Origin of the sequence: Streptomyces sp. NPDC028635 (genome assembly GCF_040637635.1) — a bacterium.
In the GTDB taxonomy this organism is placed as follows: domain Bacteria; phylum Actinomycetota; class Actinomycetes; order Streptomycetales; family Streptomycetaceae; genus Streptomyces.
Map to the genome: position 1 here is coordinate 228,929 of NZ_JBEZWX010000004.1, position 11,641 is coordinate 240,569.

General features: G+C 71.6%; 13 protein-coding genes. 2 read left to right on the forward strand and 11 right to left on the reverse strand.

Annotation, left to right across the window (positions count from 1 at the left end):
- Positions 1-33 precede the first annotated feature (33 nt).
- The 5 genes from AB0E88_RS06710 to AB0E88_RS06730 form a co-directional block, all read right to left on the reverse strand.
- Complete coding sequence (locus AB0E88_RS06710; RefSeq protein ID WP_361624910.1) at positions 34-738, reverse strand: ABC transporter ATP-binding protein; 705 nt, start codon at positions 736-738, stop codon at positions 34-36.
- A 139-nt stretch (positions 739-877) separates the two neighbouring features.
- On the reverse strand, positions 878-2,047 hold the full coding sequence (locus AB0E88_RS06715; RefSeq protein ID WP_361624913.1) for an alginate lyase family protein: 1,170 nt from the start codon (positions 2,045-2,047) through the stop codon (positions 878-880).
- 227 nt (positions 2,048-2,274) lie between these two features.
- The gene (locus tag AB0E88_RS06720; protein ID WP_361624916.1) at positions 2,275-3,036 is read right to left on the reverse strand and encodes a DUF3710 domain-containing protein; all 762 of its coding nucleotides are present in this window, start codon (positions 3,034-3,036) and stop codon (positions 2,275-2,277) included.
- A 1-nt stretch (position 3,037) separates the two neighbouring features.
- A complete protein-coding gene (gene dut, locus AB0E88_RS06725) occupies positions 3,038-3,589 on the reverse strand; it encodes a dUTP diphosphatase (protein ID WP_361624919.1) in 552 nt (183 codons plus the stop codon).
- Positions 3,586-4,170 (reverse strand): PaaI family thioesterase, encoded by a 585-nt coding sequence (locus AB0E88_RS06730; protein ID WP_361624922.1) that lies wholly within the window; start codon positions 4,168-4,170, stop codon positions 3,586-3,588. Before AB0E88_RS06730 ends, dut begins: the two co-directional genes overlap by 4 nt.
- Positions 4,171-4,312: 142 nt before the next feature.
- Between AB0E88_RS06730 and AB0E88_RS06735 the strand changes: the two genes are divergently transcribed.
- On the forward strand, positions 4,313-4,789 hold the full coding sequence (locus tag AB0E88_RS06735) for a DUF3093 domain-containing protein (RefSeq protein ID WP_361624925.1): 477 nt from the start codon (positions 4,313-4,315) through the stop codon (positions 4,787-4,789).
- A 51-nt stretch (positions 4,790-4,840) separates the two neighbouring features.
- Here AB0E88_RS06735 and AB0E88_RS06740 read toward each other — a convergent pair whose 3' ends face one another.
- The 4 genes from AB0E88_RS06740 to AB0E88_RS06755 form a co-directional block, all read right to left on the reverse strand.
- Entirely contained in the window at positions 4,841-5,800 is a 960-nt protein-coding gene (locus AB0E88_RS06740) for a hypothetical protein (protein ID WP_361624928.1), read from the reverse strand.
- A 13-nt stretch (positions 5,801-5,813) separates the two neighbouring features.
- Positions 5,814-6,110 carry a DUF4193 domain-containing protein gene (locus tag AB0E88_RS06745; RefSeq protein ID WP_043504706.1) on the reverse strand — a complete coding sequence of 99 codons (297 nt, stop codon included), beginning with the start codon at positions 6,108-6,110 and terminating at the stop codon, positions 5,814-5,816.
- A 393-nt stretch (positions 6,111-6,503) separates the two neighbouring features.
- The gene (locus AB0E88_RS06750; protein WP_361624932.1) at positions 6,504-7,751 is read right to left on the reverse strand and encodes a HAMP domain-containing sensor histidine kinase; all 1,248 of its coding nucleotides are present in this window, start codon (positions 7,749-7,751) and stop codon (positions 6,504-6,506) included.
- A gap of 6 nt (positions 7,752-7,757) precedes the next feature.
- Entirely contained in the window at positions 7,758-8,411 is a 654-nt protein-coding gene (locus AB0E88_RS06755; RefSeq protein WP_010353034.1) for a response regulator transcription factor, read from the reverse strand.
- 932 nt (positions 8,412-9,343) lie between these two features.
- Here AB0E88_RS06755 and AB0E88_RS06760 point away from each other — a divergent pair.
- Positions 9,344-9,517 (forward strand): hypothetical protein, encoded by a 174-nt coding sequence (locus tag AB0E88_RS06760; RefSeq protein ID WP_361624935.1) that lies wholly within the window; start codon positions 9,344-9,346, stop codon positions 9,515-9,517.
- A gap of 80 nt (positions 9,518-9,597) precedes the next feature.
- Here the strand turns inward: AB0E88_RS06760 and AB0E88_RS06765 are convergent, their stop codons facing one another.
- Both AB0E88_RS06765 and AB0E88_RS06770 read right to left on the reverse strand, forming a co-directional pair.
- Complete coding sequence (locus AB0E88_RS06765; RefSeq protein ID WP_361624938.1) at positions 9,598-10,413, reverse strand: inositol monophosphatase family protein; 816 nt, start codon at positions 10,411-10,413, stop codon at positions 9,598-9,600.
- Between the two features lie 8 nt (positions 10,414-10,421).
- Positions 10,422-11,549 (reverse strand): ferrochelatase, encoded by a 1,128-nt coding sequence (locus tag AB0E88_RS06770; RefSeq protein WP_361624941.1) that lies wholly within the window; start codon positions 11,547-11,549, stop codon positions 10,422-10,424.
- Positions 11,550-11,641 lie beyond the last annotated feature (92 nt).

Consider the following 11,641-nt stretch of genomic DNA (forward strand, 5'->3'; position numbering starts at 1 on the left):
GGCTCCTTGCGCTCCAGCTCCCGGGTCCCGCTCTCAGGCTCCCGCGTCCGCCTCGACGATCTCGCCGTCTCTCAGCTCCAGGACCCGGTCGGCCAGGTCCAGCAGTGTGGCGTCGTGCGTGGCGACCAGAGCCGTGACGTTCTCACTGTGGACGACCGCGCGCAGCAGCTCCATCACGGCGTGGCCGGTCTCCGCGTCCAGCTGTCCTGTCGGCTCGTCGGCTATGAGGAGCGCCGGCTCGTTGGCCAGGGCGCGGGCGATGGCCACCCGCTGCTGCTGGCCGCCGGACATCTCACCGGGGCGCTGCGCGGCGTGCTCGCCGAGGCCGACGAGGGACAGCAGCAGTTCCACGCGCTGTTCGCGCTCGCGCGGGTCGGCGCGGCGCAGGCGCATCGGCACGCCCACGTTCTCGGCGGCGGTGAGGATCGGGATGAGGCCGAAGGACTGGAACACGAATCCGATCCGGTCCCGGCGCAGGGCGAGCAGCCCCTCCTCCCCCAGGTCGGACAGATCGCTGCCGTCGACGGTCACCCGGCCACGGTCCGGCTGGTCGAGCCCGCCGACGATGTTGAGCAGCGTCGTCTTGCCGGAGCCCGAGCGGCCCTTGAGGGCGACGAGTTCGCCGCGTGGGATCTCGAAGGAGACACCCCGCAGCGCGTGGACGGCGGCCGCGCCTTCGCCGTAGGATTTGTGCACGTCCTCGACGCGCACCATCGTCTCGGTGACGACCTTCGTCATGTGTGCTCCCCCTGTTCCCCCGTGGACCCGCTGTGTGCGGACCGGGCGCCAGTATCACCAGCGGGCGCCCGGTCCCTCAATGTTTCCCGCTCCCGTTCCGCGCTCTCACTTCCTCATCGGACGAGACCCCCTCAGCGGTTCACGCCGGATTGTCACCGTGGGTGAGCGTTTCCCAGGCCACGAACAAGTTGTTGCTTCCGGCCGGGCGGTTGCGCTCGGTCAGGGCCTGGGTGTTGGTCATGGCGACGCCGAGGCGGTTGTGCAGCGCGTTGTACCCGACCTCGGTGACCGGGCCCAGTCCGAGCTTGAGCGAACCGCCGCACAGCCAGCTCGGGACGGCCGTGCCCAGTTCGTAGCGGGACTGGAAGCCCAGCGCCTGCCGCAGCCGCTCGCCGACGTCGGTGCCGTACAGGTCCTGTCCCTGGATGCGGCTGGTCTCGGCGACGTGGGAGATGGCGGAGATGCCGTAACCGGTGTGCACGAAGTCGCGGCAGGTCTCCTGGGTGAGGCCGGTGACGAAGGTGGACTGGCCCTGCCAGTACTTGACGATCTTGTCGCGGGTGTCGAGGTGCTGGCTCGGGACGGTCTTCGGCAGGTCGCCGTCGGAGGCGAGGTAGACGTAGGCGGCGGTCCGGGTCCGGAAGGTGGCCATGGCCTTGTCGTACGAGGTCCTGTCCTCCAGGAAGACGGAGATCCCGATCGCGGCCTCCGTCATGGACAGCTCCCAGTTGCCGTTGGAGTTCGAGCCGTTGATCACCTCGGGCAGGTAGACGTTCCGCAGCATGGTGGCGAAGCGGCCGGCGTTCGGCCAGCCGCCCGGGTACGCGTACTTGATGATCTCGGCGGCGCGCGGCCAGGTGGAGCCGGCCCATCCGGTCTGCAGGGGTGCGTTGCTGTTGGTGTGGTCCTGGATCACGGCGGACCAGGCGTCCATCAGCTGGATGGCCTTCTTCGCATACCGGTCGTCGCGGGTGACGTACCAGGCGAGCGCGTCGGTGTAGGCGGCGAGGGCGTCCTCGCGTTCGTCGGTGCAGCCGTAGTTCGGGTTGGAGTACGAGCCGCACTCGACGATCGCACGGGGTGCCGGGGTGCGGTTCAGATCGGCGTACTTGCTCGCCAGCAGCTGGTCGAAGGCGCCCTTCCAGGGCTGCGCGCCGTCCAGTACCCGGGCGCGGGCGAAGTCCAGCTGACTGCGGGAGACGGTGACTCCGGGATGGGCGAAGGCGGTGGGCGCGGAGTGGGCGGCGGGCGCGGTGAAGGCGCCCATGAGGAGGGAGGCCACCCCGGCGAGCAGTGCGGCACGACGCATAGCGACTCCGTTCTGATATGTGAACGTGGAGCGCCCCTGTGAACTCAGGCGTTGGCCGGAGACCATAGGTACGGACCAATGCGCCGTCAAGGGGTCACGTACACGGAAGCGGGGTCACGTACACGGAACAGAAGGAGTCGAGGCGCGGCGGGAGACGTCCCGACGCACGTAAGGGCCGCACCCCGTCACGGGAGTGCGGCCCTTACGTCGCTCGATCGAGCGGGTGTCTAGCGGACCTCGGTGATCTCCGGTCCGCGCTGCAGCTGGCCCATGCCTCCGGAGAAGCGCGAGCCCTCCTCCTGCTGCTGCACGCCCTCGGGCACCATCTGCGCGTCGTTCGGCAGCTTCAGCACGATCGGGTCGCGCGGTGCCATCGGCCCCTCGCCCCGGACCACGACCGTGTCCCGGAAGATCTGCTCCAGCAGGCCGGCGGCCTGCGGCTGCACCGCGCCCTGCCCGGAGATCACACCGCGCAGGAACCAGCGGGGGCCGTCCACACCGACGAACCGCACGACCTGGAAGCCGCCCGTGCCGTCGGGCAGCTGCACCGGCACCTGGGCACGCAGCTCCCAGCCGAGCGGGCCCTCGACCTCGTCGACGATGCCACCCTGCTGGGTGATGCCGGAGCCGATCTCCTCGCGCACCTCGCCCCAGATGCCCTCGCGCTTGGGCGCGGCGAAGGCCTGCAGCTGGATCGCGCTGTCGCGCAGGACGACGGTCGCCGCGACGATCGCGTCGCCCGCGACCTCCACGCGCAGTTCCATGCCGTCGACGCCCGGCACGAACAGACCTCCGAGGTCCACGCGGCCCTCGGCCGGGTCGCGCACCTCGGAGACGTCCCAGGGCCCGTCGGGCCGCGGTTCCGGCTCGAGCCGTACGCGCTCGCGCTCGCCCTCTTCGTCCGCCTCGGTGTCGACGCTGTCGACGACCTGCTCGGCCTCGCCGGCCGCGTCCTCGGCGGCGCCCTTCTTATTGCGACGTCCGAACACGTCACTGTCCTTCCCGGTCGGATACGACCGAAGCGTATCGATTCCCACCCGTCGGGCCGCCCTCGGCGACCTGACCGCTCGTGCCGCTCTCACCGCCCACCGCGGCATGGCCCCCGGTGGACCCGAAGCCCCCCTCGGCCCGTGCCGAGTCGGGAAGTTCCGCCACCTCCTGGAAGCGGACCCTCTCGACCTGCTGGACGACCAGTTGGGCGATCCGGTCGAAGCGCTCGAACCGCACGGACTCGCGCGGGTCGAGATTCACCACGATCACCTTGATCTCCCCACGGTACCCGGCATCAACCGTCCCCGGGGCATTCACCAGGGCGACACCGCAGCGGGCGGCCAGGCCGGAACGCGGGTGCACGAAGGCCGCGTACCCCTCCGGCAGGGCCACAGACACCCCGGTGGGCAGCACCGCGCGCTCCCCGGGGGCGAGTTCGCAGGCCTCGGTGGTGCGCAGATCGGCTCCCGCGTCCCCGGGGTGCTCGTACTCCGGCAGCGGCACCTCGGGATCGATGCGGCGCAGGAGCACCCGCAGCGGCTCGCGGCTCACGGGTTCACCTCGAAGGCGCGGGCCCGGCGCAGCTGGTCCGGGTCGTTCATGGCGGCCAGGATCTCCTCCTGGCGGCCGTGGTCGACGAAGTGGTCGACCTTGACCTCGATGAACAGGGCTTCGGCGCGTACGGCGACGGGACCGTCGGGACCGCCGATGCGGCCGGTGGCGGTGGAGTAGATCTTCCGTCCGGCCACGGCCGTGACCTCGGCCTCCAGGAACAGGGTGGTACCGACCGGCACCGGCCGCACGAAGTCGGTCTCCAGCCGTCCGGTGACGGCGATCGTGCGCAGCAGCCAGTTCAGCGAGCCCAGCGTCTCGTCGAGCGCGGTGGCCAGGACGCCGCCGTGGGCGAGGCCGGTCGCGCCCTGGTGGGCGGGCTGCACGGTGAACTCCGCGGTGATGCTGACGCCGTCACCGGCGCGGGCCGCGAGGTGCAGTCCGTGCGCCTGCCCGCCGCCGCAGCCGAAACACTGTTCGTAGTGCGCGCCGAGGAGCTCACCGGGTGCGGGAGCGTCGGGATGCCGCACGGGTGGCGCGGCGTCGGCCGGAGGCTGAAGAGCTGGGGAAGTACCACTCACAGCCGCAGACCTTACCCGCCCACCCGTACCCCTCGACCAGTCCTGCCCGGCCCCCCGGGGGCCACCACCGCCGGCGGGGTGGGCGCGGGGGGGGCGGCGCCTGATTGCGGGGACGTCCGCGGACCGTGCCAAGCTTGGCTCCATGCAGCTCTCCGCCACCCCCTACGAAGAACGCCTCACCGCCCCCCGTTCGTGGTGGCTGGTCTCCTTCCTCGTGGGCCTCGCGCTCGCCCTGGTCTTCCTGCCTTTCGGCACGCTGCCGACGCTCGGCGCCCTGGTCGGCGGTACGGCCGTGTCGGCGGTCGTGGCCAGCGCGTACGGCTCGCTGCGCATCCGCGTGGTGAACGGCTTCCTGATCGCCGGCGAGGCGAAGGTCCCCGTGTCGGCGCTGGGCGAGGCGGAGGTGCTGGACGCGGAGGAGGCGCGCGCCTGGCGCACCTACAAGGCGGACACGCGCGCGTTCATGCTGCTGCGCGCCTATATCCCGAGGGCGCTGAAGGTCGAGGTCACCGACCCGGCCGACCCGACCCCGTACCTGTACCTGTCGACGCGTGAGCCGGAGCGGCTGGCCGAGGCGCTGAAGACGGCGCGGGAGGCGGCGGCCCAGCAGGGCTCGTAGCCGCCCCAGGGGCCCGGCCGAGCGCCCGGTGGGCCCCCGCGGGCCCGGGGCTCAGTTCTCCAGGTCCTTGGTGTTCTCCAGGCCCTTGGTCAGCTCGCCCATCGTCAGGGGCTCGTCCGGCTGCTCCAGGGGCGGCAGCTCGTCGAGGGCTCCCCAGGGCACCTGCATCGTGCGCAGGTCGGTGCGCACGCGCCCGGCGAGCCTGCGGGTCTCGCGGCGGTTCATGACCGCGCCGACCGCGGCGCCGACCATGAACGGCATCAGATTGGGCAGATCGCGCACCAGGCGCTTCATGATCTGCTGGCGCAGTTCGCGCTTCATCCGGCCACCGAGGGCCGCGTCGAAGGTCGACGGTTTCATCACGTCGATGCCCCGCTCGCCGGACCAGGCACGCAGGTAGGCCGTGCTGCGGTCCTTGAGGGAACCGGGCGGTCGCACGCCGTAGACCTCGTGCAGCTCGGCGATGAGCTTCAGCTCGATCGCCGCGACGCCGGTGATCTCGGCGGCCAGCTGGGCCGGCATGGCGGGCGGCACGGGCAGCATCGCCGCCGCGCCCACTCCGGCTCCGACCGTCGCCGTCGACGTGGTGGCGCCGGCCACGAGCTTGTCCGCCAGCTGCTCCGGTCCGAGGCCGGGGAACTGCGCGCGCAGTGTCGCGAGATCGCGTACGGGCACGCGTGGGGCGAGGTCGATGATCCGGTCGGCGAGATAGCTCAGGCCCGCGCGGGCGCGGTCCTTTCCCTTGCTCGCGCCGGTCCTGGCCAGTTCTGCGGCCTTGGTGCGGGCGGCCGCGGCCCGCCTTCTGGCGACGGGCGTGACACTTCCGGCCCGGTCGTCGGGACCGGTCCGGTCGCCTGCGGCTTCGAGCGAGGCCGACCCTGTTCCTTCCGTCGAGGACGTAAGGGGTGAGCCTCGCTCGTCGTCACGCACGCCGTGGGGGCCTTCCAGCGGCCCCGGGTCCGCTCCCCTGCGGGAGAAGCGGCGCTTCCGAGGAGGGGTCGAGCCAGTCACGGCCGACCCGCCCTCAGTCGCAGTCGCGGCAGATCGGCTGACCGTTCTTCTCGCGGGCCAGCTGGCTGCGGTGGTGCACCAGGAAGCAGCTCATGCAGGTGAACTCGTCCTGCTGCTTGGGCAGCACCCGGACGGCCAGCTCCTCGTTGGAGAGGTCCGCTCCGGGCAGTTCGAGGCCTTCTGCGGCCTCGAACTCGTCGACGTCGACGGACGACGCCGACTTGTCGTTGCGCCGGGCCTTCAGCTCCTCAAGGCTGTCGGAATCGACGTCGTCGTCGGTCTTGCGTGGGGTGTCGTAGTCAGTTGCCATGTCGCTCTCCCCCTCTGGGTGTCTGCGGTGTCTCCAGCGCACGTAACGCGTGAGAGGCCGGACTTGTGCCCGCCTCGAGGCGGAGATTTTGCCTCACATCAAGGTCTGTTACTCAATCGACACCCAACCGGACACCTCAAGAGTGATCGGCTTGGATGGCGATCGGGACCGTACACGGTCCGAATGTCGCACTTCAAAGGTGTCCCACCGTGTACTTCCCGTGATCAAGACCCCTGAAAACCCGGATTTTCCGGGCTTTCCGACCGCCTTCATGATCACGCAGAGTAGATGGCCGGAAAATCGCCTTTGTGATCGATCACACATCGGAGGCTTGGTCGAGTGCCCGGAAAATTCCGCGCAAAGCGAACATCCTCCGCGTGTGTCGCGAGGGTCTCACACCGGCAGGGTGACCCGCATGACGAGCCCACCCCCCTCGCGGGGCGTCGCCGCGATGTGCCCGCCGTGGGCCCGCGCCACGGACCGCACGATGGACAGGCCGAGGCCGACCCCCTTGTCGCTTCCCGTGCGCTCGGTGCGCAGCCGCCGGAACGGCTCGAAGAGGTTGTCGATCTCGTACGCCGGGACCACCGGACCGGTGTTCGACACCACCAGTACCGCCTGGCCGTGCTGGGTCTGCGTGGTGACCTCCACCCAGCCGCCCTCGGGGACGTTGTACCGGACCGCGTTCTGCACCAGGTTCAGGGCGATCCGCTCCAGCAGGACGCCATTGCCCTGGACGACCGCCGGCTCGCGCTTGCCGCGCAGCTCCACACCCTTGTCCTCGGCCTCGCCGCGCACCTGGTCGATGGCCTGCGAGGCGACCTCGGCGAGGTCGACCGGCTTGCGCTCGACGATCTGGTTGTCGCTGCGGGCGAGCAGCAGCAGGCCCTCCACCAGCTGTTCGCTGCGCTCGTTGGTGGCCAGCAGCGTCTTGCCGAGCTGCTGGAGCTCCACCGGGGCGTTCGGATCGGACAGATGCACCTCGAGCAGTGTGCGGTTGATCGCCAGCGGCGTGCGCAGCTCGTGCGAGGCGTTGCCGACGAAGCGCTGCTGAGCCGTGAAGGCCCGCTGGAGACGCTCCAGCATGTCGTCGAAGGTGTCGGCGAGCTCCTTCAGCTCGTCGTCCGGGCCGTCCAGCTCGATCCGGCGGGACAGATCCGATCCGGCCACCGCACGCGCGGTGCGGGTGATACGGCCCAGCGGCGAGAGCACCCGGCCCGCCATCGCGTAGCCGAACGCGAACGCGATCACCGCGAGGCCCAGGAGGGCCAGGAGGGAGCGGCTGAGCAGGTCGTCCAGGGCGTGCTGCTGCTGGACGGCCTCGCACTGCTTGAGCGCCGTGTTCAGCTCGGCGCTGTTGGTCGCCGTGTTCAGGTTCGGACAGGTCGTGCTGGTCACGTCCAGGTTGGTGCCGGACACCGTGAAGGCCGGGCCGCTGCCCTCGTGCAGGGCCTGAGCGGCCAGCAGGTAGATGATCGACAGCAGCAGGATCCCGGCGATCAGGAACATGCCGCCGTACAGCAGAGTGAGCCGTATGCGGATGGTGGGGCGCAGCCACGGGAAGGGCGGCTCGGGCTTCCTGGGGTCCCAGGTGGGCTTGGGCGGCGCCGTCGGTACGGGGGGTGCGGGGGTGGCGGCCATCGCGCGTCAGATCCGGTAGCCGGAGCCGGGCACGGTGACGATCACCGGGGGCTCGCCCAGCTTGCGGCGCAGCGTCATCACCGTCACCCGCACGACGTTGGTGAACGGGTCGGTGTTCTCGTCCCAGGCCTTCTCCAGCAACTGCTCCGCGGAGACCACGGCGCCCTCGCTGCGCATCAGCACCTCCAGCACGGCGAACTCCTTGGGCGCGAGCTGCACCTCGCGGCCGTCCCGGAAGACCTCGCGGCGGTTGGGGTCGAGCTTGATGCCGGCCCGCTCCAGGACCGGCGGCAGGGGAACGCTGGTGCGCCGGCCGAGCGCACGCACGCGTGCGATCAGCTCGCTGAAGGCGAAGGGCTTGGGCAGATAGTCGTCGGCGCCGATCTCCAGTCCCTCCACGCGGTCGCTGACGTCGCCGGAGGCGGTGAGCATCAGCACGCGCGTGGGCATGCCCAGCTCGACGATCTTGCGGCAGACGTCGTCGCCGTGCACGAGCGGGAGGTCGCGGTCGAGGACGACCACGTCGTAGTCGTTGACGCCGATGCGCTCCAGGGCGGCCGCACCGTCGTACACGACGTCGACCGCCATGGCCTCCCGGCGCAGTCCGGTGGCCACCGCATCGGCGAGCAGCTGCTCGTCCTCGACGACGAGTACGCGCACGTCGCTTGTCCTTCCTCAAAGCCGCCGGGCACGCCGCATCGGCGCACACAGGCGGAATCCGTACCGGGGTCTACGCCTCCATCCTGCCGCGTTAGCCCATAAACCGGTTGTAAGGCGCCGGTCGCCCCATGCGGGACCCGCCGCCCGGGGCCGCCGGAGCGGGGCGCCGTGATGCGCGCTGCGGGGCCCGGACGCGGTGACCGGGGGGGTGGGGCTCGCGCTGGGCGGGAAAGACCTGGCCTCGGCCGCCCGACGGCAGGCCTGGCCGCGGCCGCCCCCGCGGGGCGCCTGGCTCGGCCGCTCGAGGGAGTCACCGCCGGCCCCGTCGGCCTCGCCGCATCGCCGCTCCGCCTCGGCGGCCCCGGACGGCCGCTCCCGTGCCGGCCACCGTACGAGGCGGCACCGCCCGTACGCGTGCGTGACCGATGACCGCACCGCCGGTCTCCCGCCGACCGCGCCCGTCCCGGACGATGACCGCACCGCCGGTCTCCAACCGACCGCGCCCGTCCGGGACGGTGACCGCGCCGTCGGTCCGGCACCGGCCTCTCCCCATCGGCCCGCCCCACACCGGCCTCTCCCACTCCCGTCCTGGCTCCCCCGCCCCCCAACTCACCCTCTCCCCGGACCCGTAGGGTTCCGGCCACCGCCGGAGGCATATGCGGCCACATGCGGTCGCGGGAAGATTTATCGGCTCGGCGAGGTTTCCCCGGATGTCCGCAGGGGGAGGACGGCTTTACACCCCGCGATCACGCTCTGCTTGTGCCGCAGCACCATGCGGCATGACAGGCCGCTTCCGCAGAGCGGGCGTGGGTGTCCGGCACCGTCGCCGCCCAGCAGGGCAGCGCTGGGCACCTACGGAGACGTGATCGCCCCTTCCCAACCCGGCACACCCCCGTGCCACCGACCCACGACCCAGGACGAGGGGGCGCAGCATGGACGCTTTCACCGCAGGACTTCTGCAGCGCATAAGGGCGACCGAGTCCGACCTGTCGCGGGCTCGTGACGAGGGCGACGACTTCCTCATCGACGTGGAGCAGGGCGAGCTCGACGACCTGCGCCGCCTGGCCGCCGAACATGGCGTGGAAGTCGGCCTGTCCGGCGTCTGATCAGCCCGTGGCACGACCCCCCAGCAGGACCCGGTGAATCCAGCACCGGGTCCTGCTGCTTGTGCGGGCAGGCCCCGGCGTCAGTCGTGCCAGGCGCCGAAGTCCTCCAGGAGCCGCTGGAGGGGCTGGAAGACGGCGGGGGTGGCAGCGATCGTCAGGTCGGCCGAGAGGGGCTCTCCGGGCCTTCCACCGGTCACCGCGCCCGCTTCCCGGGCGATCAGGTCACCGGCGCGGAAGTCCCACGGGTGCAGACCTCGCTCGTAGTAGCCGTCGAGACGGCCGGCGGCGACGTCGCACAGGTCGATCGCGGCGGAGCCGCCCCGGCGGATGTCGCGCACGAGCGGGACCAGCCGCCGGACGACCTCGGCCTGGTGGTCCCGGACCTCGGCCACGTAGTTGAAGCCCGTGGAGACCAGGGCCTGCTCCAGTGGGGCCGCCGCGCGGCAGGTCAGCCGACGCTCGCCGTCCCAGGAGCCGGTGGCCCAGGCACCGCCGCCGCGTACCGCGTGGTACGTCTCCCCGCGCATCGGGGCGGCGACGACGCCGACGACCGTCTCGCCGTCCTGCTCCGCGGCGATGGAGATCGCCCACGTCGGCAGGCCGTACAGGTAGTTCACCGTGCCGTCGAGCGGGTCGATCACCCAGCGGATGCCGGAGGTGCCCTCGGTGGTGCCGCCCTCCTCGCCGAGGAAGGCGTCCTCGGGGCGGCGCTCGGAGATCAGCCCGGTGATCAGCTTCTCCGCCGCGATGTCCATCTCGGTGACGACGTCGACATCGCTGGACTTGGTCGCGGCGACCGAGAGGTCGGCCGGCCGGCCGTCACGCAGCAGGGCGCCGGCCCGGTGGGCGGCCTCCCGGGCGAGCCTGAGCAGTTCCACGTGCAGGGGGTCGTTCACGGCTCTCCTCACGCGTAGGGGCTGTCGGCGCCCGCGGCGGCGGGACGGGGGGCGCGGGACGGGCAGCAGCCCACCGGGCACAGCTGGTGGCTCGGGCCCAGAGCGCCCAGCGCGCACGGCGTGACCTCCTGGCCGCGCTCGAGTCCGGCACGCTCCAGGACGAGGTCGCGGACCGCGGCGGCGAACCGCGGGTCGGCGCCGACGGTGGCCGAGCGGCGCACCGGCAGGCCCAGCTCCTCCGCCTTGGCCTTGGCCTCGGTGTCGAGGTCGTACAGGACCTCCATGTGGTCGGAGACGAAGCCGATGGGCGCCATGACGACCGCGGGAGCCCCGGCGGCCCTGCGCTCCTCGAGGTGGTCGCAGATGTCGGGCTCCAGCCACGGGATGTGCGGGGCGCCGGAGCGGGACTGGTAGACGAGCTGCCAGGGCAGGTCGTGGCCGGTGCGCTCGCGGACCGCGTCGGCGATCAGCTGCGCCACGTCGAGGTGCTGCCTGACGTAGGCACCGCCGTCGCCGTGGTCCTCGACCGGTCCCGAGGTGTCGGCGGCCGCGGTCGGGATGGAGTGCGTGGTGAAGGCGAGGTGGGCGCCGGCGCGGGCGTCCTCGGGCAGGTCGGCGAGGGACTCCAGCACACCGTCGATCATGGGCTCGACGAAGCCCGGGTGGTTGAAGTAGTGCCGCAGCTTGTCGATCCTCGGCAGTTCCAGGCCCTCCGCCTCGAGGGTCGCCAGGGCGTCGGCAAGGTTCTCGCGGTACTGCCGGCAGCCCGAGTAGGAGGCGTAGGCGCTGGTGGCCAGGACGAGGATGCGGCGGTGGCCGTCGCGCACCATCTCGCGCAGGGTGTCGGTGAGGTACGGCGCCCAGTTGCGGTTGCCCCAGTAGACCGGCAGGTCCAGGCCGTGCTCGGCGAAGTCCTTGCGCAGGGCCTCCAGCAGGGCGCGGTTCTGGTCGTTGATCGGGCTGACCCCGCCGAACAGGAAGTAGTGCTGCCCGACCTCCTTGAGGCGTTCGGTCGGGATACCGCGGCCGCGCGTCACGTTCTCCAGGAACGGAACCACGTCGTCCGGGCCCTCCGGGCCGCCGAACGAGAGCAGGAGCAGGGCGTCGTAGGGGCTGGCATCGAGCACGTCTGGCATGAGTCGATCCTGCCACCCGTCACTGACAGCGGGGAAACGACCGGGTGACCGGTGCGGCGCCCGCGCGGCCGGCCCGCGCCTCTCAGGCCCGT

Coding starts and splice junctions, on each gene's coding strand:
- AB0E88_RS06770 (WP_361624941.1), bottom strand. CDS start 11,549: ATGCCAGACGTGCTCGATGCCAGCCCCTACGACGCCCTGCTCCTGCTC.
- AB0E88_RS06735 (WP_361624925.1), top strand. CDS start 4,313: ATGCAGCTCTCCGCCACCCCCTACGAAGAACGCCTCACCGCCCCCCGT.
- AB0E88_RS06745 (WP_043504706.1), bottom strand. CDS start 6,110: ATGGCAACTGACTACGACACCCCACGCAAGACCGACGACGACGTCGAT.
- AB0E88_RS06760 (WP_361624935.1), top strand. CDS start 9,344: ATGGACGCTTTCACCGCAGGACTTCTGCAGCGCATAAGGGCGACCGAG.
- AB0E88_RS06715 (WP_361624913.1), bottom strand. CDS start 2,047: ATGCGTCGTGCCGCACTGCTCGCCGGGGTGGCCTCCCTCCTCATGGGC.
- AB0E88_RS06710 (WP_361624910.1), bottom strand. CDS start 738: ATGACGAAGGTCGTCACCGAGACGATGGTGCGCGTCGAGGACGTGCAC.
- AB0E88_RS06750 (WP_361624932.1), bottom strand. CDS start 7,751: ATGGCCGCCACCCCCGCACCCCCCGTACCGACGGCGCCGCCCAAGCCC.